General features: G+C 33.2%; 16 protein-coding genes. 10 read left to right on the plus strand and 6 right to left on the minus strand.

Annotated features, from left to right (window positions below):
* Nucleotides 1-38 precede the first annotated feature (38 nt).
* Nucleotides 39-1,160 carry a 4-hydroxyphenylpyruvate dioxygenase gene (gene hppD / locus KMW28_RS08450; RefSeq protein WP_169664607.1) on the minus strand — a complete coding sequence of 374 codons (1,122 nt, stop codon included), beginning with the start codon at nucleotides 1,158-1,160 and terminating at the stop codon, nucleotides 39-41.
* Nucleotides 1,161-1,461: 301 nt separating this feature from the next.
* A complete protein-coding gene (locus KMW28_RS08455; protein WP_236941102.1) occupies nucleotides 1,462-2,517 on the minus strand; it encodes an NAD(P)H-dependent glycerol-3-phosphate dehydrogenase in 1,056 nt (351 codons plus the stop codon).
* A 294-nt stretch (nucleotides 2,518-2,811) separates the two neighbouring features.
* Between KMW28_RS08455 and KMW28_RS08460 the strand changes: the two genes are divergently transcribed.
* Nucleotides 2,812-3,903, plus strand: coding sequence for a chorismate mutase (locus KMW28_RS08460; protein ID WP_066208343.1), 1,092 nt, complete (start codon nucleotides 2,812-2,814; stop codon nucleotides 3,901-3,903).
* Nucleotides 3,904-4,007: 104 nt separating this feature from the next.
* Nucleotides 4,008-5,042, plus strand: a complete 1,035-nt coding sequence (aroB, locus tag KMW28_RS08465) for a 3-dehydroquinate synthase (protein WP_169664606.1) — start codon at nucleotides 4,008-4,010, stop codon at nucleotides 5,040-5,042.
* A gap of 80 nt (nucleotides 5,043-5,122) precedes the next feature.
* Here the strand turns inward: aroB and KMW28_RS08470 are convergent, their stop codons facing one another.
* A complete protein-coding gene (locus KMW28_RS08470; protein ID WP_066208339.1) occupies nucleotides 5,123-5,509 on the minus strand; it encodes a hypothetical protein in 387 nt (128 codons plus the stop codon).
* A 123-nt stretch (nucleotides 5,510-5,632) separates the two neighbouring features.
* Nucleotides 5,633-6,697, minus strand: a complete 1,065-nt coding sequence (locus KMW28_RS08475) for a bestrophin family protein (protein WP_169664605.1) — start codon at nucleotides 6,695-6,697, stop codon at nucleotides 5,633-5,635.
* A gap of 242 nt (nucleotides 6,698-6,939) precedes the next feature.
* On the opposite strand from KMW28_RS08475, the gene KMW28_RS08480 reads away from it, so the two are divergent.
* Nucleotides 6,940-11,022 (plus strand): T9SS-dependent choice-of-anchor J family protein, encoded by a 4,083-nt coding sequence (locus tag KMW28_RS08480; protein ID WP_169664604.1) that lies wholly within the window; start codon nucleotides 6,940-6,942, stop codon nucleotides 11,020-11,022.
* A 74-nt stretch (nucleotides 11,023-11,096) separates the two neighbouring features.
* Nucleotides 11,097-17,633, plus strand: a complete 6,537-nt coding sequence (locus KMW28_RS08485) for a S8 family serine peptidase (RefSeq protein ID WP_169664603.1) — start codon at nucleotides 11,097-11,099, stop codon at nucleotides 17,631-17,633.
* A 52-nt stretch (nucleotides 17,634-17,685) separates the two neighbouring features.
* On the opposite strand, the gene KMW28_RS08490 is transcribed toward KMW28_RS08485, so the two are convergent.
* A complete protein-coding gene (locus KMW28_RS08490; protein WP_169664602.1) occupies nucleotides 17,686-18,366 on the minus strand; it encodes a response regulator transcription factor in 681 nt (226 codons plus the stop codon).
* Between the two features lie 112 nt (nucleotides 18,367-18,478).
* On the opposite strand from KMW28_RS08490, the gene KMW28_RS08495 reads away from it, so the two are divergent.
* Nucleotides 18,479-20,590 carry a tetratricopeptide repeat-containing sensor histidine kinase gene (locus KMW28_RS08495; protein WP_169664601.1) on the plus strand — a complete coding sequence of 704 codons (2,112 nt, stop codon included), beginning with the start codon at nucleotides 18,479-18,481 and terminating at the stop codon, nucleotides 20,588-20,590.
* On the opposite strand, the gene KMW28_RS08500 is transcribed toward KMW28_RS08495, so the two are convergent.
* Complete coding sequence (locus KMW28_RS08500; RefSeq protein WP_169664600.1) at nucleotides 20,570-21,169, minus strand: hypothetical protein; 600 nt, start codon at nucleotides 21,167-21,169, stop codon at nucleotides 20,570-20,572. The two genes, KMW28_RS08495 and KMW28_RS08500, sit on opposite strands and share 21 nt — an antisense overlap.
* A gap of 132 nt (nucleotides 21,170-21,301) precedes the next feature.
* Between KMW28_RS08500 and KMW28_RS08505 the strand changes: the two genes are divergently transcribed.
* From KMW28_RS08505 to KMW28_RS08525, 5 genes are all read left to right on the plus strand, one after another.
* Complete coding sequence (locus KMW28_RS08505) at nucleotides 21,302-22,138, plus strand: hypothetical protein (RefSeq protein ID WP_169664599.1); 837 nt, start codon at nucleotides 21,302-21,304, stop codon at nucleotides 22,136-22,138.
* 145 nt (nucleotides 22,139-22,283) lie between these two features.
* Nucleotides 22,284-22,766: a hypothetical protein gene (locus KMW28_RS08510; protein WP_169664598.1), complete on the plus strand. Its 483-nt coding sequence runs from the start codon at nucleotides 22,284-22,286 to the stop codon at nucleotides 22,764-22,766.
* A 196-nt stretch (nucleotides 22,767-22,962) separates the two neighbouring features.
* Entirely contained in the window at nucleotides 22,963-23,268 is a 306-nt protein-coding gene (locus tag KMW28_RS08515; RefSeq protein ID WP_169664597.1) for an AbrB/MazE/SpoVT family DNA-binding domain-containing protein, read from the plus strand.
* A complete protein-coding gene (locus tag KMW28_RS08520) occupies nucleotides 23,269-23,595 on the plus strand; it encodes a type II toxin-antitoxin system PemK/MazF family toxin (RefSeq protein WP_169664596.1) in 327 nt (108 codons plus the stop codon). It abuts the gene before it with no gap.
* A gap of 102 nt (nucleotides 23,596-23,697) precedes the next feature.
* Nucleotides 23,698-24,273: a hypothetical protein gene (locus KMW28_RS08525; protein WP_169664595.1), complete on the plus strand. Its 576-nt coding sequence runs from the start codon at nucleotides 23,698-23,700 to the stop codon at nucleotides 24,271-24,273.
* The last annotated feature ends 292 nt before the right edge of the window (nucleotides 24,274-24,565 follow it).

Below are 24,565 nucleotides of genomic sequence, written 5' to 3' on the forward strand. Positions count from 1 at the left end.
GAATGAAACGGCCCCTTTATTTATTTGGAGAGAGTTAATTACAAGTTACCTCTTAATGCCTGCTCTCTTTCAATCGCTTCAAACAAGGCTTTAAAGTTCCCTTTGCCAAATGATTTTGCCCCTTTTCTTTGAATAATCTCAAAGAATAATGTAGGACGGTCTTCGACAGGTTTTGTGAAGATTTGTAATAAATATCCTTCTTCGTCACGATCTACTAGGATATTTAATTCTTTAAGTTGATCAATTTCCTCGTCAATGTTTCCAACACGTTCTTTAAGATCATCATAATAATTGTCTGGAACATAAAGGAACTCGATACCTCTTTTTCTTAATTCACTTACCGTATAGCAAATGTCGTCTGTAGCCACGGCAATATGTTGTACGCCAGAACCATTGTAGAATTCTAAGTATTCCTCAATTTGAGATTTTCTCTTTCCATCAGCAGGTTCGTTGATAGGGAATTTTACATATCCATTTCCGTTGGAAACTACTTTAGACATTAGGGCAGTGTATTCTGTGGAGATATCGTTATCGTCGAAAGTAAGTAGCAACTTGAAGCCCATCACATCTTCGTAGAATTTCACCCACTGATCCATTTCGCCTAATTCTACGTTACCAACACAGTGGTCAACATATTTTAATCCTACATCTTTCACTTTCATAAGAGGTTCTTTTCCAACAAAGTGTGGTAGGAAGGCTCCGTTGTAGTTTTTTCTCTCTACAAAGGTGTGAATAGTATCACCATACGTTTTGATACTAGACATTACAACTTCACCGTCTGCATCGGTGATTGAGTGAGGGGCTTGAACAGATTCAGCTCCTCTTTTTACAGTTTCTTCGTATGATTTATGGGCATCGTCTACCCATAAAGCCAATACTTTTACGCCATCGCCATGCTTGTGTACATGTTTGGCGATTTCAGAGTTGGAATTAAGTGATGTGGTGAATACAAAACGAAGTTTTCCTTGTTGAAGGACATAACTTGCTTTTTCTTTTACTCCTGTTTCCGGACCAGCGTAGGCAACTAGTTTAAAGCCAAAAGCAATTTGATAAAAATACGCGGCTTGCTTGGCGTTTCCTACATAAAACTCAATGTGATCTGTACCATTGATAGGCAGAAAATCCACTCCGGATTTTACGTTTTTTTCCGATGTTAGCATGTGTGTTAAATAAATGTGTGTTTAAATTGGTATGTATATATCTAAGAACAATGAAAAGAAAATGTTTGTTTCAGGCTGTGAATAAGGTATGTGAAATAAAACATACGCGTATGCAATGAACTCTGAATGACAGATTCAATAGGATAATTCGTTGTCTTAAGAATAATAGAATCAACTTAGTATCAAGGACTGATCTAAGCGGTATAAAAAAAGGTGGACTAAACCACCCTTAAATATTTTTAAGCTAATGCTGTTTCACTGTAGTAGAATATAGGTGTATGTGTTTATAACGTCAAAATAGTTAGTTTAGTTGATCTTTCAAAATTCTGAACTCCACAATTGGTGAAATTCTTTCATACAGTATGTTATAAACAGCTCTAGTGATAGGCATCTCTTTTTCAATTTCAAGTCGCTTAGCTATCTCGAAAATACTTTTTACAGCATAGTATCCTTCGGCTACCATTTGCATCTCTAGTTGTGCTGCTTTTACAGAGTAACCATGTCCAATCATATTTCCGAAAGTTCTATTTCTACTGAATTGAGAATAGGAAGTCACCAACATATCACCTAAATAGGCGGTGCCCAATAAGTTTCTTTTGATATGGTAGGCAGCTTTTAAAAAATATTGAACTTCTTGCATCGCATTGGATACCAATACCGCTTGGAAGTTATCACCATAACCTAACCCATGAGCTATACCGCAAGAAATGGCGACGATATTTTTCATCACTGCAGAATATTCAACACCGTATATGTCACGTATTGAGGTAGTTTGAATATATCTATTCTGCATTGCTTCAGATAAAGCTTTACCAAAACGCTTACTCCCAGAAGCAATAGTTAAGTAGGCTTGTTTTTCCATAGCCACTTCTTCTGCGTGACAAGGACCACCAATAACGGCTACTCTTTTATGATGAACATTAAAGTTTTGTTCAATATGTTCTGTAACTAAGATATGTTTCTCAGGAATTAGACCTTTGATAGCGGAGATAACGAACTTGTTTTCGAAATCTTTTGGTGTAAGGTCTTTGATAGCATCTAGAATAAAGGCCGCTGGAACAGCTAATAGAATCGCATTGGCTTCTCTGATGGCATCTTTAATATTACTAAAAGGAACCACACTTTCTGGTGATATTTTAGCAGAAGGTAGATATCTTGGGTTAGAATTGTATTGTCTGATATGGTCTATATCATCTTGATTACGAATCCACCAATGTAATTTTGTTTTTCCTCCATCTGATAAAATTTTTACTAATGCAGTTGCCCAACTACCCCCGCCGATAACGGCAATTTTTGAGATATCGGGAATGACATTTTGATCTTCCAGAAATTGAGAATGTTTTTTATTTTGTCCCACGCGCTATATATATACAGGTTCCTAGTGTAAAAGTAATGAAACGTCAGCAAATTTAAATAACATAACAGTTTCAATTTACAAGTATGCTGTTTATTTATTTTCTTTGCAATTCCAAAACATACAAAGTAAAGGCAATTTTTTAAATACTTAATACGAATTTTACTTCGGAAGGTGTTTTTTATTGTCAATAATCAAAAATGTATGTTAATGTCTATAATTATTGCAATAATTACTTGATTCTTTTTAATTTTTTGTAATTTTGCAATAATACAAACTATCTGAATAGAATCTGATATGAAAGATATACAACCATTAGAAAGTTGGTCTGTAGTTAAAAATGGCGGTCCGATTGCCATTGCAGGACCATGTAGCGCGGAGTCTGAAGAGCAGTTGATGGAAACTTGCCGTCAGATTACTGAAGAGATAGATATCACAATGCTACGAGCAGGTATCTGGAAACCACGTACAAGACCGGGATCATTCGAGGGAATCGGTGAAGAAGGTTTAAAATGGTTCGCCAACGTTAAAAAAGAATTGAATATGCCTATCACTACTGAGGTGGCAAACGCTCAACACGTTGAGTTAGCCCTTAAGTATGGTGTAGACGTTCTTTGGATTGGTGCTCGTTCGACAGTAAACCCTTTTACTATCCAAGAAATTGCGGATGCATTAAAAGGTGTTGACGTTCCTGTAATGATCAAAAACCCAATCAACCCAGACTTAGCATTATGGAAGGGTGCGATTGAGCGTATTTATGGCGCAGGTATCAGACAAATTGCTGGTATCCACCGTGGATTCTCATCTTTTGAGAAAACTCAGTATAGAAATATACCTATGTGGAAATTGGCTATCGCCCTAAAAACTGAATTACCAAACTTGCCTCTAATCTGTGACCCTTCACATATTGGTGGTACTAGGGATTTAATTTATCCTGTTTCTCAAAAAGCGATCGATTTAGATTTCGACGGATTAATGATTGAAACGCATAGAGACCCAGATAACGCTTGGTCTGATGCTTCTCAACAAGTTACTCCTAAGCGTTTAGCTGAGATCTTAAACGAGGTGAAAATTAGAAAGAGCACAACTGATGCTGAAGAAGTAAATAACAAATTGGATGATCTTCGTTCGAAAATCGACCGTTTGGATAACGAACTTCTTGAAGTATTGTCTCAAAGAATGAACGTTGTGAACGAGATTGGAGATTATAAGAGAGAAAACAACCTAACTGTATTCCAAGCAGGTCGTTGGATCGATATCTTCCAAAACCGTCCAGAACAAGCTGAGAAATTAGGTATTGGCAAATCATTTATGGAGCAATTATTCAAATTGATCCACGATGAGTCTATCCGTGTTCAAACTAAAGTAGTAAACACTGAAAAAGCATAAGCTTTTTAGGATATATTAAAGGCGGTGAATCTTCTTAGATCACCGCCTTTTTTGATAAAATATCAATTAAACGTTAAAACTAACGTCAAGAGAAAAGATTGACTATGAGTATCAACAAAGTTACTTTTTTAAATAGTGTAGCAACGTCTACTTTTGAAGAATTGGTATCATATACCAATTTGGCGGTAATTGTAGACGAAAACACTAAAAGAGATTGTTATCCAATCGTACAAGAATATCTTCCTTCACATATTTTGATAGAGATCGAAAGTGGTGAGGAGAACAAGACATTAACTACTTGTCAGCACATTTGGCAAGAATTGACAGATGCCGGATTTGACAGAAAAGCTGCTGTCTTGGATCTTGGTGGTGGTGTTATTGGCGATATGGGTGGTTTCTGTGCTTCAACTTATAAAAGAGGAATTGATTTTTGGCAAATGCCAACTACTTTGTTGTCTCAAGTAGATGCTTCTGTTGGTGGCAAGTTGGGCATTGATTTTGGTAAACTGAAAAACCATATTGGGGTATTTAGAGTGCCTAATAATGTGTTGATTTATCCATCGTTTATCAAAACATTACCAGCAAATGAATTACGTTCTGGTTTTGCTGAAGTCATTAAACACTGTTTGATTCAAGATGCAGACCATTGGAAAACGGTTTCATCTAAACCGTTGGCTGATCAAGATCTTGAGGCGATTATTCCTCATTCAATCAATATCAAAGATAAAGTGGTGACTTCTGATCCTACAGAAAAAGGATTAAGAAAAATATTGAACTTTGGTCACACTGTAGGACATGCGATCGAATCTTACCTTTTAGATATTCCAGGGAGAAAATTATTACATGGAGAAGCTATCGCAATTGGTATGATTGCTGAAGCGTGGCTATCTACAAAATTTACTGGCTTAACTACGGTTGAATTAATCGAAATTCAAAGCTATATTCTTAGAGTCTATGGTAAGGTAGAAATCAAAGAATCTGATTTACAACATTTATATTCTTATTTACTTCAGGATAAGAAAAATACTGGAAAGAAATTAAGTTTCTCTCTATTAAATAAAATCGGCGATTGTACGTACGATCAATTTATTGAGTGGAACGATATTGAAGAATCTATTCGATATTACATGAGTTTGTAAAAAAACAGACAATATATATTCAAAAAAGAAAGAGACGACTTCAATGTTGAGGTCGTCTCTTTAATTATTAGTGTTTCAAATTATATATTTCTAGTCATCGCAGGGTTTATTTCCCTTTGAATCATATCTTTTGCGTGTGGTAGATGCTTAAAGGTTTTAATAAACCAACCTCTATTCTTACCAAAGGTTTCTATTAAATGATGATCTTGTATTTTCAAACTGGTCATCATATATATTTTAGTCGTTTTATTTAAACGAATTTTATCCAAAGAAGAGATCAAGTAATGCTTTTCATGTATCTCGAAGGGTTTTTCCAATTGACTACTATCAATCATCAAAATGGGATGGTTCTTTTTGTTTAGAAGATCTTTTGCATCCATTAAAGCATGGATCATCTCCTCAACATTTGGAATACCTTTTACTTCGAGTACAACATAACGATCATGATTTATGATTTCGTATTGCATCAGGTAAATATTAGCGTATGAGATAACGTGACATTTAGTGAATGTTACTTCACAAACCAAATGTAACTAATATCAATCAAAAAAGATGACGATGATCACTAAAAAATTGTTAATGGTCAATATTTACATCTGTACGTTCTCTTTTACTTCAAAAGGTTCTGGAATGTTAGGGTCTCCAACACATGTAAGTACATCAATTTCTATGGCTCTAGCAATAGTCGAAATAGGAACATCATTTGCAGATCCTTCGAACGGATTTTCACCTACAGTCCCGATACGTTCCATAGTATGGAATACCCAAGAAACAAGGGTGGTAAAGGGAACAGAAAACCATATAAAGTAGTCACCAATTAATGGGAAGTTACTCATCATATTTTCTCCCAATCTAGCAAACTCTGGAACAATACCTAAAGGAAGGATAATGATAAATGCCCAAACAAAATATACATTTAATGTAGCGTATTGTCTCGGGTAAGGGAAGTTTTTTATTCTTTCACTCTTTCCCTGTAACTCTAATAAGGTTCTTATGATACTTTCTAAGTGAAGAAATGAAAATTCCCAGATAAGCCCTTTTTCTTTTAATTTTCTAAGATGTCTAGATTGAAGTTTAATGATTGATGCGGCTTTATTGCCACCAACTCTCATCACAAAATCAAGTTCTTCTTTAGAAAGATATTCCGAAAGGGCGTCCCTTTCTTCAATCACAAACTCAGGTATATGTATTTTATTGGCCCATTCTCTGTTTGTATGGTGATCCATAAATGATTCCCATGTTTTTTTTGTTCTCATTGCATATCTTAAAGCAGTAAGCCATGCCATATGTCTTCGGACAATAGCTTGCTTCTCTAAAAATAGTTCTTGTTCCGATAGTTCTTCTCCTTCTTTTGCATATTCGTTGGTGACCATGTCTCCAACATGAATTGAAAAGGTACGAGAGTCGTTAACAATACCACCCCAAATTTTTCGAGCTTCCCATAGTCGCCCATAAACTGCATTGTTACGAAAACCAACAACAAATGCTACAGCAGTACCCACCAATGCGATAGGTGTCCATGGTAATCCAATCCATGTTTGTCCGAAGATATCGTATGCAACCGTCGGGATAATGGCTAAAATGATGAAGATGATTGTATCAGACCTTGTCCATAAGGCCATTTCTTTTAAAGAGAAGTATTTTTTGATTAACATAAAATGTTGAGGTTTAATGACTCTATGAATATAATCATCATTCTTTATTTATGTAATACTTCCTTTCTGTTTTTCTAATAAAAGTACCTTAATACTCTATTTAAAGTATGATTTAAAGATCTGTAAATCAATACAAAAGCAATCTTTGTTGATCAAAATGAGTGGAAGCCCCTATTTACAATAGCGTTTTATCTCCTTAAAATTGAGGAAACAAACAGTTCAATTATTTAAACAGCTTTAAGATGAAACGACTATTATTGTTTTCGTTATTTATCCTATTTAGTATAGGGCATTTAACCTATGGTAAAACAACTTCAACTCCAACTGCATTTGTTGAAATTGGTAGTGGGCAGACTCCTACAACAGATCCTATTTACTCTAATTGGAATTATGCATGGGGTAGTTTTCTATACAAAAGTGAAGATTTAGGAGAAGCTAAAACAATTAGTAAAATCTCTTTTTATGGTTACAAAGACTTTTCAGGATGGGAAAAAGCATTTCCAAATCAAAAAGTATATTTTTCATTAGTTACAAAAGACGATGTTTCATTAACCTACCCGGATCTTAATAATTATACTAAGGTTTTTGAAGGTACAGTGACTTATCCTGCCAATGGTGCCGATTGGATGGATATTGATATTGAAGATTTTGAATATGATGGAACTAGTGATTTAATTATTCATTGGCAAAATCATTCAGGTGAGTCATATCAAACGTCTGGTTTATTTTATGGCACAGTGAATCAGGATCATCAAGCAGTAAGTGGAAATGATAATAACTTTCCTACAGGTGTAAATGGATGGAGACCCTCAAATAACGCGACTCCAAACATACGTTTTCATTACCTAGTAAATGAAAATACGCCATGTACTCCTATTGCTGTAAATCCAACCAATCAAGCTTCTAAAGTTTTAGTAGATCAAGCTATTGAATTTAGTTTATGCAATACGGAGCGTTACGATTTCTATTTAGGTACTTCTGCAGATAATATGCAACTAATTATCTCGGACCAAGCTGTAGCTGCCGATGGTACTGAATCTTATAAAAGTCAGACTTTATGGGAATCAAAAACTACCTATTATTATCAAATTGTAGCGAAGAAAGGAGATAATTCTACTTCTTCAGCAGTATTATCTTTTACTGCACAAAAGTTTGTGGAGGAATTTCCATTTATTATAGATTTTGAAGATTTCTACATTAGTCAAATAACAGGAAACAGAATTGGTAGAATTATCAATACTAACTTTCCTGACGATTCAGATTGGGAGTTTGATGAATATTGGATTTCAGGTGATATAGACGGTTTTCCTGATGGTATATATAAAGGAGAGATGTCTGGTTATGTTTCAGCATGGAGATCAGGTGATTATTCATTAGTGACGCCAAGAATGAACCTTAAGGAGAATTCTGATATTACATTCTATTGGAGAACAGGTTCAAATTCTCCTTCAAGTGGAACTTTCCTAGAAATATCTACTGATGGAAAGCAGACATGGTCTGAAATTGGGGCAATGATGCTAGAAGGTAACATGGAAAATTATAAGTATGAATCTTTTGATTTAAGTGGTTACTCTGGAGATAATGTTTATATCCGATGGAGATATCATGAAGCTTCTAGTTGGTCACCAAAATATTTCTGGATAGATGATATTGTTATCAAGGAACAAAAAGTAGAACCTGAAATTCAAATTGAAGTAGATAATCTCACTTTTGCTACTGTGAGTGTTGGAAGTAAAGTAAGTAAAACTGTTACGGTAACCAATACGGGTAGAGCACCACTTATCATCAGAGGTGGATCATCTACAGGTCCTTTCTCAACTGATTATACTGGAACAATCGACGTTGGATTATCTGCCGACATCAAATTATATTTTGAACCAACTGAGGTGGGTGATTTTGAAAGTTCATTTACTTTAGAAACAAATTCGACTGTAGGCTCAAATGATATTACATTGATAGGTTCAGCTTATCAACCTTTATCTGATTTCTTTGAAAACTTTGATAATAGTACCGAAATGCCTGAAAAATGGAGTCAGGTAAGAAGTTCATGGGATAACTATACAAGTGTTGAGGTAATTAACGGTGCCTTAGAATATTTCACAGCTCCTCACTGTGCTCGTTTGATGAACTTGAACGACTTTGAATCGGATGTCATCTTAGTGTCGCCAGGTGTGAAAAACTTTGATACAAACCGTATCGTTTTCCAAGCAAAAAAATCTAATGATGCATATGATTTAACTCTTGAGGTTGGATTAATGACAGACCCAACGGACCCATCCACTTTTGAGTTAAAAAAGACTTTTGAATTGACAAGTGCTTACAAACAGTTCAATCTACTTTTTAGTCATACTGATAAAGGACCGTACATCGCATTTAGACACGGAGGAAGAGAGCAGAAAATTACAGCTGCTTTAATCGATGATATTTCTTGGGAAAAGATTTCTAACGGATTCCCATTAGCGGCAAATCCAATATCGCCTGCATCGAACGCTGTGGAAGTAGATATGATGAAAGGAGTGAAATTAGAATGGCTAGATGGCGGTGGAGCAACAGAAGGTTATAAAGTGAATGTGGGGACAAATTATCCTCCAAACAATATGATTTCTGAGCAAGAAGTAACTTTAGATGTTGCTGCTTTAGATTTAGAAAACTTAGAATATAACACTCAATACTATTGGCAAGTAGTGCCATATAATAGTAACGGTGAACTGCCTAATGCTCCAGTATGGTCATTTACAACCATCCCTGATCCAACTGTTGAGACTTTCCCATATCTCGAAAATTTTGAGACAATGAAACAAGGAACGACTAAACCTATGGGTTGGTCAATAGACGATTTGAATCTTGACGGTAACGAATGGAAACAGATTACAGATGATGGATCAAATGATTTGGTGAAGGGTTCTGGAGCAATGCAGATTTCTGGTAAAAAAGATGATATTCTTTACTCAGTTCCATTGGCTTTAGAAGAAGGAACTACCTACGAATTGTCATTTAGTATTAGAACAGAGCTTGATGCACTTGAAGATAAATGGCATACAGAAGAAGTAGAAGTTTATTTGGTAAGTGATAATGACGTGACAGCATTAGGTGATGTCTTAGTAAAAGCTTCTACTATAGAAGATGCATGGAAGGATGTGACAATAACGTTTGACGCTCCAGAAACTAATAATATGTTTCTAGCATTTTACACTAAAACGGAACTTTCAACAGGTGTGCTGACTCTAGATAATGTATCCTTAGATATTGCAGGAGAGAATCCAATTACTTTCACTTCTTCAATAGTTGAAGAGGGAGCTATTTATCATGATTATAGCTATGTAATTACAGCCACTCATAAAGATGGAATCGCCATTGAATTTACTTTAGATGATGCTCCGGAGTGGTTGTCAATAGAAGATCATAATGATGGGTCTGCTACATTATCAGGAAGAACTAATGAGGCAGGTTCTTATTATGTTAGAGTGAAGGCAATGGCCGATAATAAAATTGCAAGTCAGCAATTCGATCTTAGAATTTTGGATATCGAAAATCCTCTCTCATTTATTTCAATACCTACTTTATCAACTAAAATCTTTGATACTTATGAGTATGAAGTACAAGTAGGTTGTGATATTGATGAAGCAGTTTCTTTAGAACTTACTCAAGGACCTCAATGGTTATCACTTGATATGGTAGAAGGTAAATATGTATTAAACGGTATGCCTTCAACAACAGGAAATAATGTGATTACACTTAATGCTACTGTAGCTGACTGGAATTTAAATCAAACATTCACATTGAAAGTTATTGAAATTGATAACCCATTAATGTTTACTTCAGAAGCTACTTTTACCGCTATTGAAGGAGAAACTTTTGAACATGAAGTAACGGTTGATGGCTTAGAAAATGTAGCAATCACTTTATCATTAAAAGAAGCACTAGAAGGTGTGGAATTAATTGATAATGAAGATGGAACAGCTATTCTAAAAGGTAATTTGATGGAATCAGGATCTATTATGATTTTAGCCTCACAAGCCGATTGGACTATGGAGCAAGAGATTGTTGTAACCGTAGAAGAAAAACAAATTACTGAAGCTTCTCTTGATATTCAAACTGTAACATTATATCCAAACCCAGTGTTAGATCAGTTTACTGTGAAAGGTATAGATCAAATGGAAAGTGTATTTATCTATAACCTGATTGGAAAAAAGGTGAAATCTTTCGAAGACTTAACTCAAGAATCAAAACGTAGTTTTAATGTAGCCCATCTTGCAAAAGGATGGTATATAGTTCAGGTGAATACTGCATCCTCTACAATGACATTCAAGATTCAGAAACAATAACTCATACTAACCATTAAGACTGTCAACTTAATTCAAGTTGGCAGTCATCACTTTTTTTATTCATCACTAATACAATGAAAAGGAATTTTATTTTTCTTCTTCTGATCTATATTTTGGGATTAAGCACAACTGTGTATTCTCAATCAAAGACTAGCCTAGAAGAAGTAACTTTCAATGGTAATGCTGTGAAATTGCCAGAAAATGCTGATGCTTATTTTCAAAATCAGAGACTCTCTCGAACTTCCAATCAATCGGCTTATGTAATCCTTCAATTCTATCAAATACCTAATAGAGAAAAGCGTTCTAATTTACTTAATAATGGTATTATTTTAAATGATTATTTAGGGAATAATGCCTATTTAACTGAAATAAACTCTTTTAATGCAAGGGTAGACTTAAGTTCAATTCGCTCAATCATTAATCTAACTGATCTTCAAAAGTTAGATCCATTATTATTGAAATCAGAATTGCCTAAATATGCCATTTCGGGTAAACATTCTATTCAGTTAGATGTGTTGTTTTTTTCTGGTGTAAATACTCAAAAAGTACAATCCGATTTAGAAGGGCTAGGAGCAGAGTCGATTAACTTTTCTCCTTACTTTAATAAAGTGAGATGTCAGATTGATATCAAAGAACTGAAAAGATTAAATGCTTTTTCGTGGTTAAAATATGCCGCTCCAATTCCTCCGAAAGTGGAAAAAGACGACTTCATAGGAAAAACTATGGTAGGTCAAGATGCTTTAATGGGATATATGGGGATTGATCAAATGCTTACTGGTAATGGTATTACAGTGGGTATTTGGGATCAAGATGTTGAGCCTCACTTAGACTTTAATGGACGAGTAACATCGCACGAGTTAGAAGATCATCTTTTTGCACATGGTAACCATGTGGCAGGAATAATGGCAGGGCGTGGTTTAGTAGATCCTTTTGGAGTGGGTATTGCACACGATGTAAAAATCGAATCTTGGAATTTTAACATTGGTCGAAACGGACTAACTACTGGTGATGAGATGATGGGAGCAGCATTAAATAATGATGTTTCCATCACTCAAAATTCTTACGGAATTCCTCACCCTGGAGGGTTCCTTTGGCCCTATATACAAAGTGATGCAGAATTGGATTTAGTAACATGGACCCAACCTCATGTATTACATGTTTTTTCATCTGGTAACTCAAGAGGAAGTTTTCAATATGGAACAAGTTCTAAAACGGCAAAGAATATCCTTACAGTTGGAGCTTTGACTCAAACTGGAGCAATGAGCGATTTTTCCAGTTGGGGTCCTGTAGATGACGGTCGACATGGTCCACATATCACTGCAAAAGGTGTAGATGTATACTCATGTTCTTTTTTTAATGATTACGAATTGATGGACGGTACATCTCAAGCCACTCCATTGGTATCTGGTGTTGCCATACAGTTATACGAATTATACAAAAGAGAAAATGATGAGTTACCCAGAGCAGATTTAATTAAAGGGGTTTTATGTAACACAGCTTCAGACTTAGGTGATGTTGGCCCTGACTTCGCTTACGGTTTTGGTGAAATGAATGCTTTAAGAGCGGCAAAAGTGGTTAAAAACAATCATTTTGAATCGGGAGAACTTGAAACAGGAGAGAAGGAAACCTATAAAATTTGGGTGCCAGAAGGAACAGGTCAATTAAAAGTGATGTTAACATGGAGTGATTACCCAAGTATTCCATTTACATCAAATACACTGATTAACGATTTAGATTTAACTGTTGTGAAAAATGGAGAGACAACACTGCCTCTAGTTTTAGATGCAGCATATCCTTCAAAATTGGCTACTAACAAAGAAGATCATTTAAATAACATCGAACAAGTAGTGATCGATCTTCCTCAATCGGGATATTATGAGTTTGTAGTGGATGGAACATCAATTCCTTTCGGACCACAGAACTATAGTATTACATGGGATTTTGTAGAAAAAGGTGTGACTTTACTATCACCAGTAGGAGGAGAATCATATATTTCAGATAATTCGATGATGATCTACTGGTCAGCACCACAAAATAATACAGAAGGTTTTGTAGTTCAAATTTCTGAAGATAATGGAGCTAATTATCAAACGGTAGCCGAATTAGGATCGAAAGCTAGAAACTACACATATGCAACTCCTTCAGAAGCTAAAGGTGATCTAAAAGTTAGAGTAATTAACGGCAAATATTTCGATCAGAGTGGTGCTTCATTTAGCATCATCGGCAGACCAATTATTACTGCTAATTCATCAAATGGTATTTCTTGGTCAGCAATTTCTGGTGCTACTTCATACGAAGTAATGAGAATTGAGGATGGAGAAATGAAAGTTGTTGAAGAAGTTACATCTACTCAATATTCACCAGAACCAGGCCAATATTGGTATGCAGTAAGAGCCATCAATAAAGAGAAAAATATAGTTGGATTACGCTCTAAGGCAATTGATTTAAGTGTGAAAGGGGCTATTAGCAACTTTCCGTTTGATGAAGGCTTTGACGATGGACAATCAAATTATATTTCTATCGAAAAGTCGGATCAAGGAAATGCAACAATAAATTACGATACCGAGACAAACTCACATTATTTAAAATTTGAGGGCGGTCTTACTGGTGCTACTTTCTACGGCGATGGGACAACTCAAGAAGTTTGGAATGCTAACCCATCATTCATATCAACAGCAAAATTAAATACAGAAATACCAGACGGCATTCAATCATTATTATTCACATTAGATGCAAAATTAGCCTATTCTGTTTCTAGAAATCAAAGTATTTTTAGAGTGTATGTAAATGGTCAACCTATCTCTGATATTAAAGGAGAAAGTTATTTTATTGGTAGCGAAACAGCTTTACTTAAAAGAGATAAAATGTATTTCGATCTTAGCAGTTTTCTTGGAGGGCCAATTGAAATAGAATTGAAAGCCATTTGTCGTTATCCTTCTGGAGTAATTGCTTGGGCACCTGAAGGTGATCAAGTGGGAATAGATAATTTACATCTGTCAGAAAAAGCAGAATTTGATATTGCTTTATTGGAAATCGAACATCCTAATCATTCTCTGAGATTGAAAGAAGCTGAACTTAAATTTCTAATTGCCAATATTGGTTCTCAAGATTTAAGTGCATTTGATTTTTCTTTTGAAATTTACAAAAACGGATTAATCAATCAAAGAGCAGACGAAACGTTCACGACTTCTTTATCATCATTCGAAACAAAGAATTATACATTTATTGCTTTAGGCGATTTTTCTGAAGAGGATGCCTTGTATTATGTAAAAGGAAAAGCAGAACATTCGGGAGACTCAAATATTGAAAATAACACATTGCAAGGAAGCGGTTTCTTCAATTTTGGAGATATTGTTCCAATGGCTGCAAACGATTATACTCAGACCTCCACAGTAAGTGATGAAATCATCTTTACTGATGGAGGAACAAGAATTTTCAATTACCCTGATAATACAAGAAGTGTACACAACTTTGTTCCTTCAGATCCTAATAAAAAAGTAAAAGTAGAATTTACTTCATTGCAATTAGAGGAAAGGTACGACTACCTCTATGTATTTGAAGGAACAGATGCTAAAGGTGATCCTATTGCAATACTAAATGGCAGTTTAAGTCAAAATAAAGAAACAACTTTTACTTCTACAGTAAATGGTGGAGCATTAAGCTTTCTATTTTATTCAGATGAGGCGGTAAACGAAGAAGGGTGGATTGCAACAGTCACACAAGAAGAACATACAATTGATTACGATGCAGGTATCACATCAATTCTTCATCCTGTAACACATTTGGGGCTTACTGATGTAGAAAAGGTAGTAGTTTCAGTATCCAACTTTGGTAAAGAAGATATTTCATCTTTTAAAATTGCCTACACAATTAATGGTGGAGAACCGAAAATACAAGAGGTAGATCGTCTTATCGAAGCAGGCAGATCTGCAGATATCGAATTTGATGAGGCAGATGTTTTCAACACATTTGGTGTTCAATACGAAGTAAAAGCATATACCATTTTAGAGAATGATGAAGTGGAAAGAAATGACTCAACTTCAGTAAGGTTTAAATCAGATTATGAACCCGCTTTAGGTTTTGGTGGAGTATATATTACCAATGTAACTATGGGTGATATCAACCAAACTTCTGGAGATTTCATGTATGAAGATTATTCCAATCAAGAACTGAAAATTAATTACGGCGAAACGGTTGAATTGATTGTTACCAAAAATGATGGTTCTGGAGCAGGAAAATATTGGATAGATTGGAATTTTAACGGAAAATTTGATGAGGATGAAGGTTTTGAATTTGAACCAATTAATCCTCGACAAATGAAAGGAGTGATCGATCCACCATATGATGTTGCTCCAGGGAAAAAGAGACTTAGAATTCGTGTGTTGTCTTTTGGTGATATGGATCCAGAAGGAATTGTATTTACAGGAGAGGTAGAAGATTATTCTATCTTGTTGGAAGGAGAAGCTCCAATTCATGATTTAGCAATTAAGAGAATTGATATGGAGGAATTTGTCACTCCAGACAATTATGAGATTCCAGTGGTTATCGAAAATAAAACATCGAATACCGAATCGTATCAATTAAAGCTATATATCGATGATGTCGAAAAGGAAGTTCTTGATATCAACGATCATGCAGGAAGAGAAACAAAAGAAATCTTGTTTTCAAGTGTAAAGTTAGAGCAATCGACTACAAAAATTCATGTAGAAATTATTTCATCTACAGATGAAGTACCTACTAACGATTCTATTTTTAGAACCATAAATGTACAGCCATTAAACACTGTTTTTGCCTATAATATTTTAGGAGCTGAAGGAGTTTATCCAGGACCAATTAGCTTTCATATGCAAAATATTAAGCAACCTAGAAACATAAAACAAGTGAATGGGTTCTACGTGTATGCAGGTACAATTGCAAAGAATAAATGGTACAATAGCTCTACAGGAGGACTACTTTCTACTATAGATCCATTTACAGGAGAAATCGATAATATTGGATTTTCCGATATTGAGTTGAGAGATATGTGTTACAGCGAACCAAAGGACAAGTTGTACGGCATGGCTTATTACACAGCAGAGATTTACAGTATTGATAAACTAACTGGAGCATCTACTTTAGAAGGTACGCTTTCTAATGCTGCTATTAAGACCATTACTTGTGACATTTCTGGTTTGCTGTATGGAATGGATAATCTCGGAAATATCTACATTATTGATGATGAGGATTGGACAACCACTAAAATTAGTACATTACCAATTTATACTGGAACATCTCCACATCCTCATCTTTTCTTCGATCATAACATAGGTAAAATGTACCTGGCTTCCAGAGATAATCAGCTGACAACAGATTACTACCAAATTTGGGAAGTAGATCCATGGTCGGGTGCTCTAAAAGAGGGTGCAGTTAACGAAGGTCTTAGTAAAGCGATTGGTTTTTCTATGTACTATGATAAAGAAATAGCGGAGTCGTTACATTCGATTAATAGTGTAAAGATTCAAGGCTTGACATCTTTTGGAACAATAGACGAGGTGAACAAGGAAGTAAAGTTAATTCCAGCAAAGCAAATGAATATTGAAGAATTAACGCTACAATTCTCAATTTCTCCAGGAGCTAAACTGTATTACAAAGGTCAAAAAATGGAATTTTCATCGGTTTATGACCTAACAGCTCCAATTGTTGTCGAAGTGAGATCATACGATAATTCTCATTCCTCATTATGGACAATCGAGTGTCTTCCTCCTTTAAATGATGAAGCTGAAATTCAAGCCTATGATATCGCAGTAGCAATGAATAACGATCTTACAGAAGATTTAATAGGGGAGGTTTCATCAAATAAAATATCAATTGATGCTCACAAAGAAGATGATCTTACTAATGCATTTGTTTCTATTGAAAAAGCCAATAAGTCGATCATCTTAATAGGTACCGATACTCTGATCACTGATGAAACTATGGTAAATCATGCTAATAATTTTATGTTGAAAGTAGTATCTGAAGATCAGAGTAAAACGAACTATTATACGGTATCGACAGCTAAACCAGAGAATGATAATGCAGTACTAGAATCTTTTATGATCTTAGCTGATTTGAATGAAAATGTATCCGAAGATATTTATGCAGAAATAGTAGATCAAGAAATATTTTTCGACGAATCCCTATTTGATATTGAAGGAGAGTTAATCATCAGCTTCAAACTTTCTACTGGAGCAATGATGACACATAATCAGTGGATTCAAGTATCTGGAGAAGATAAAGTAGCTCTAACAGAAGGTGTACAATTTGAGGTGATCTCTGAAGATAAATTATCGAATGAGACTTATTCTGTGAAGAAAAAGGAAAGCACAGATCCCGATCCAACAGCTTTGATTACTTTATCAGAAGATGTAATTAATGTCTTCCCTAACCCAACAATTGGTGATGTTAAAATCAGACATCAAGAGGCAGGGACGATATTTGTCATGGACTTAAACGGTAACAAAGTACTTGTGAAAGAATTGGGAATGAATCAAAAAGAATTGGACCTAAATCATTTGTCATCAGGTATGTATATTATCAGATTTGAAGGACAGACATCTGAATTATGGTTAACGAAATTAATCGTTAAATAGGTGAAAATAGATCAGTAATTTAAAGTGGACTACAATTTTGTAGTCCACTTTTTTATATTTTATCAGCTTCTAAATATTCTGCTAAAATTTTTCGTTGCTTTACGGCAAAAGTTAATAACTGATTATTACCGGTTACTTCTAACTTTTTGCAGATGTTGTATCTATGATTCTCAATCGTTTTAATGCTCTTAAATAGTTGATCTGCGATTTGTGGAGATGATTTGCCTTTAGAAATTAGTCCTAAGACTTCTAATTCCGTTTTCGTTAATTGGGTAACTAATTGCTTATTTTTTCTTATTCTATCTATTTTTCTTTGATTGGTTTCAATGAATTGTTTAAATTTCTCACAAGTAAACTTTTCATTTTGTAAAACTACATCAATACAATTTCTTATTTCTTTCATCGCATTTTCTTTGAAGATATAACCATCTACGTTGAGGCTTAATGCTTCTTCAAATGTAAACAAGTCACTATGACTAGTGATAAAAATAACTTTTGTATTAGGTGCTATTGATTTAATTTTTTTGACCATCTCAACACCATTCATTTTAGGCATTTCGATGTCTGCAATAATTAATTGAGGTGATAGTGAGACAAATTTATTATAACCTTCTTCTCCATTTTCTGCCTGACCAATAATTTGAGTATCAGGAATAACATCAATTAGAGGAATAAGAGCAGAACGTACTATTGGATGGTCGTCAACAAGTAAAATTGAATTGGTATTACACATTATTTTGGAGATTGTTAAGTTTATAGTGTTATTTAATTGAAAATTTTGATATAATCAAGTATTACAATATTCAATTCCAGCTTATTTAAATATAATTCAATTATTCTATCTCATGATTAACAAACTACCATATTTTATTTCATTACTGATATTATTATTCACAACTAACGCCTACTCAGAAGAAACTCCGAAATTTTATAATGACTCTGCAGAAGATCTTTTTTACGATGCTCCTTTGGAGAGTTATAAAATGGCAGAAAAGGCTTTGGCAGCTGCACATAAGGTATCGTCTACACACGAAATAGTTAGAGCTTATGTTAACCTTTCTAGGTATTATACCTTTAAGGAGAACTACCAACGATCTTTGGATAGTTTATATGTTGGGGTAGAATATATTAATGATATTCCAAGAGAAACAGCCGAACAGTTATTGCTTTCAATCAGTCAAAACCATGTGATACTTCATAGTGATAACCTTACTTTCGATCAGTTTATTAATAGTAATGATGAGGAGAAGTTTTGGAGAAAAAACTATAATGTATTAATCAAACTTTCTGCTTACTATTATAATAATTACAACTATTTAAATGCGAATGATAATCTCCAAAAAGCATTGGTATTAGCTCAAAATCTACAGGACAGCACCTATATTTCTGAGGTGAATTATCAAATAGGTCGATTGGCGGTTGCTATAGAAAAATACGATCGGTCGTTGGTTTATTTCAATAAATCTCTTCCTTATACTCTAGCTTCTAATGATTCTGTTCGGGCATCAAAAATCTATTCCTATATGGGAGAAAGTCAGATGATTTTAAATGAATACATCACTGCTGATTCTTTATTTCAGTTGGCGCTATCATATTCTTCTCAACAGAATGAAAATCAATATTTAGTTCTAAAAAACTTAGGAAAATTTCATTTCAATCAAGGGAAGTATGCCACAAGTAGATCTTATTATAACAAGGCTTTACAAAGTATGGGTAATAATTTCGATGCAGAAAAAGCATTCATTTTTAACGAATTAGGAGACCTTTCTATTATTAATCATAGTTTATCCGAAAGTAAAATGTATTATGATTCTGCTATTTGGTATTCTAAACGTTTTCAGGATTTTAAAAACTTAGAAGAAGCACTTGTTGGATTGTCTGATATAGCAGAAAGAAGGAAGGACTATAAGCTGTCGAATGAATTACTCAAGAACTCAAAAATTGCTCAAGCAAAAAGTAACGAGCAAAAAGAGATGGAGGCAATATCGTATTCCAATGCTTATTTTGATACCTATTTTAAGGATTTACAGATTATTGACTTAAGACAAGATAAATACATCAAAGATCTGATCCTAGAACAGGAAAAAGTAAAAACCAACCTCTTAATTGTCATTTTAATTGTCGTTTTATTGGGAGGTGTTCTTTTAGTCTTGTGGTTTCTTCAGACTAGAAAAAATGCAAAGTTAGAAAGGGAGAAAGCAAAAGTTGCCAGAGAACACAACGATGAATTAATGCTCATCAATGATGTATTGTCTCAATCTCAGAAGGAATTACTCAATGCCAATCAGATTAAAGATAGAATGTTCTCTGTAATTGGACATGATGCAAAAGGACCGCTGATTAGTGTAAGAAATCAGGTGTTTGGTTTGATAGGAAAAGTGGATAAAGATTCTTCAGTTTATGAAGAACTTGTCAACTCCGAAATACTTATTGATAACGTCATCCGACTAATTAATGACTTGCTGAATTGGGCGATGTTGCAAGACGAAAAGATTGAATTGAATATCGAAAAGGTAGATTTTAAAGAGATCTTAGAAACGAATTTAAGTCTTTACAAACAAGTCATTGATCGTAAAAATATTGCTTTTGATATCAACTTGCCATCAAATACTATCTTGGATACCGATTATCAGTTGCTAAGTTTTTGTGTGAGAAACCTGCTTTCTAATGCCTTGAAATATTCACCAGAAGGTGGTGAAATTGAAATTTCATCCAAAAGAAAGGAAACGAGCTTTTCACTATCAATATCTGATAATGGCCCTGGAATTGGAGAACATCAGAGGGAAACTATATTTCTGATGCCTGAAAGTTTTATAGCACCTAGCCCAGATAGGGAAGGTTTAGGCTTCGGTTTACCCATGACAGCAAGGTTTGTAAAACTATTAAAGGGTGATATTTCTTTAACTTCAAAATTGAATGAAGGATCGAAGTTTCAATTAACTATTCCTGTGGGGTAGGTGAATGCGTTTATCGATTTCATCAAAATAATCATTCACAACTTCTTGTTGTTCTTTGATAAGGAAGGTTTGAAGCCATTTGATCTTATGTTCTTTTCCATCTTTCAGTTCGAATATCAAATAGTTGACATTGTACTGAGAAGTAAAGAACCTGTAACTGATTACATCTTTAATCTTAATTCTGTGCTTTTTAAAAAATAAGTTGATTTGAATTTCATCATTTGTTAACCCAAAGAAATTAAATAGAAAAGACTTTTTATTTACCCGACGAGCAATGTTAAGCAACCCAACAATAAAACCTAATTCTAAAATATCAGGTATGAAAGTCATCCAATCGTACATGTCGAAATAATCAAATCCATGAGTATAAAGCTCATAAAAATTATAACCAACTTGTGTGACAATTAAGACAAAAGAAAAGGCATTTAAACTTCTTTTTATTTCTAAAACTTTTCTGTTTTCAGTTTGAATCCCATCTTGAGTATAAGGTATAAATATTTCTCCATCAACTTTATAATTGAAGAGAGTGGATTTTCTTTTTTTGATTTCTGTGGTAGATTTTTTTTGAATGTTTGTCATTTTTGAGGATAAAGGAGTAATAGTTTATTCAGTGATTAAAAATAAGAGTTTTATCTGGTTTATCATAGAAGATATCAGAAACGAAAATTGTATAATAATTTATATATTTAATTGAACAAATTAGTAAACAACATGGAACACAGAGATGATTTTATAAAGAGAAAATATATTGAAAAGTCACAGTTATTTTTAGAAAATATTAAAAATGAAATAATTGGATTTTATTCTCAAAATGACCTTGATGAATTTTATAAATATAATTTTGATAGTTTTTATACATCAAAAAATCCACTTGAATTTTTGAAGAAGTGTTTCGAAATGAATGAAACTAAATTATTTAAAAATAATTTAGAATTGAATCATAATTTTCCAAAAGGTTACCGTTCGGAAATTTGTCCAAATATTGAATTTCCTAATTATAGTGAAATCAAACATCTTGATTATCCATTGACAAGAAAACCTAAAGGAATGAGAGAGGAGCTAATGTTTAGTGGAGGCAACGTGTATGATAAAAAGAAATTTAAAAAACTGTTTTTAGATTTTGGCAAACTAATTAAAAATGACTTTACTTTTGATAAAAAAAAATCTGATAATTATTGGTTTCGTTATACAAAAAAAATTAGCGAGGAGCATTCAATGTCAATAAAATTTGATATGTCAAGATTCTTTGGGAATTTAACAAATAATTACATTGTATTACCTTTTTATTATATCGAAGTTTTTCCAACTGAATTTGATAAAGTATTTGATGTTTTAGATTACGAGAATTCAGAAAAAATATTCATGAATTTGTGTCCGATAGGTTATTTGTGTTATTACCGGGATAATTCACTTGGGTTAGATTATCAAAATATTAATGAAACCGATCTGAAGAATATATTATTTTGTTGGTTTAAAAATAGACTTAAGTTACTTAGTTTTTTAGCTAATGCACATTCGGAGCTGATATTAGAAACACTTGAGGAATAATCTTTTTCTGTTTGGAGTGTTAAGCGGCAGTGTCACTTCGAACTATTAATAGTAATAGTCTTTTCTTTGTGAATATATGAATTTATTTGGTGTTGAAGTAGGTAAAAAATGAAAGCAAATGATGATGAGGTTTCAAGTAAAAGAAATGATTAACATAGTAGCAGTATTATCATTGTTTGTATCTGTTATATACATATTTATTACTTTTGAAGATGAAGATGTAAGTACAGATAATATAAATAAACTGAAATGCTATATTCAATCTGATTATGATTCTATTAATCAGATTGAATATGATTCTATATTTCTATTTAAAATTTATAAAGGTGAATTCATTTATGAAAGAACTTTTATTGAAAATATTTTATATAAGGATACTATAATTAAAAAAGGGGATACTATATTTTACCAAATATATTTTGGGGCTCAAAAAAGTGAATTTTTAGAATCATTTTATTTTGGTCTTAATAAAACTTATAATTATGATTCACTTATTGTTTCTGAACAATCAAATTGTGGAAGATATAATTTAGTATTTGAATATAATAAAGGAAAGCTTTCTCAAATTTTGGAATTTGATTCAGGCACAGATATGTATAAATTAATTGAAGAATTTAAAAATAAATAAAATAATTATTCCTATTCCTATTTGAAGTGTTAAGCGGCAGCGTCACTTCGAACTATTATTAGTAATAGTCTTTGACTTATTACAATTAGCAGAAATTGTCTTCTGACTATCATTTTAAAGAGCTTTAAAAATGTATCAAGCTTTTTGTTTGATGTTATAACATTTTGTAAATTTGTAATAACAAAATGATAGATATATGAAACCAATAACCACAAAAATAAAGAAAATAGGAAATAGTAAAGGGGTGATAATTCCTAAAAAGATGCTTCAAGAACAAGAATTAACAGATGATATTATTCTTACGCCAGTTGAGGGGGGAGTTTTAATTTCTAGTGTTAAAGAGTATTCTATGGATGATCTAATTAATTTGGAAAAGAAAAAATTAGAGGAGAATAACTACCTTAAAATGGCTGAAAATGAAATTCATACTTTAAGTGAAAGTGAATTAAAAGCCTATACTAAAGAAACGGATGAATTTAATGATTTTGATGTAATTGATTAAATGAAAAGAGGCGAAATATGGTTAATTGATTTTGACCCCAGTAGAGGAAAGGAGCAAAAGAAAGTAAGGCCTGCATTAATTATTGGTAGTGATCATTTAAACGGATTGCCAATTAGAATCATACTTCCAATAACCGGAACTCAAAGAATAACACATGTAGCCATTACAGCTTCTCAAGATAATGGCCTAATAAAAGATTCTTTTATAGATACAGTACAAATCAAATCTTTTAGTAATGAAAGGTTGATTAAAAAAATGGGAGTCATTGATAATATGACATTTGCTAAAGTTTTAGCAAAAGTATCTCACAATTTGGGGTTGAACTGATAATAATACGTTTAAAAGTAAACTATTTTTTTAGTTGACCTCATGCAAGAAGGCACAAGAGTAAATAAGAAATCAAGAATAAGAATTAAAAATGGGTGACAAATGAAAGTAATTAAGGATAATAGAACTATTGAGTTAAATGAAAAGCTTAAAAATGAAATATTCACAATGAACTTTCTATCTAATAAAGCGTATTTCCCTGATAAAATTTTAAATAATAACGATTATAATTTGTTTATTTCATTTGACTTTGATTTTTGTGACGAGGTTGAATTATTATTTAAGAACATGATTTATAAACATAAAGAGTCAAGGTTTTTTATGTCTACAATGTCCCCAATGGAACTAAATGATTTTGAACTAGAATATGAAGTGGATTTAAAAAATAATAAAATAGAGGATCTGATTTATAGTGATTTAGAATTATTTAAATCAGAACCAGATTTTTATATTTCTCATACAGATATTGGTACTGTTGTGCTTATTTATGATTTATCTAAAGATTTTGTAATCTTAATAGATTGTGATAGTAATGTTATTTATATAATGATAAACAAAAATTATTATATCAGTAATGATATTGAAATCCCAAATACATTTCATTCTATTAATGATGATATATTTAGGGATGATTTTTCAAAAGAATATCATCAAGATTTACTTCGTAACTATTTATAAAGTTTGGTATTATTAGATTTCCTAATCTGTGTTGAAGTGGTAAAAGGTAGCGTCAGGAGCTGTTTGATGTACTAAATTGATTGGCCACAAAACACCTCAATGAATAATGGTTATTCTGCAAACAAACACTAACAATCACCTCAAAAAGCATTTTTAAAAATCACTATTTCTTTGACTATTAATCTCTTGTTGCAAATAATATCGAAGATCATCAAAAGTTAGTTTCTCATTTACAAACAAATTACGATATTTGTGCGAATTGTACCCGTACGGGACAAGTTTTTAATATAAT

Source organism: Flammeovirga yaeyamensis (assembly GCF_018736045.1).
Taxonomy (GTDB): domain Bacteria; phylum Bacteroidota; class Bacteroidia; order Cytophagales; family Flammeovirgaceae; genus Flammeovirga; species Flammeovirga yaeyamensis.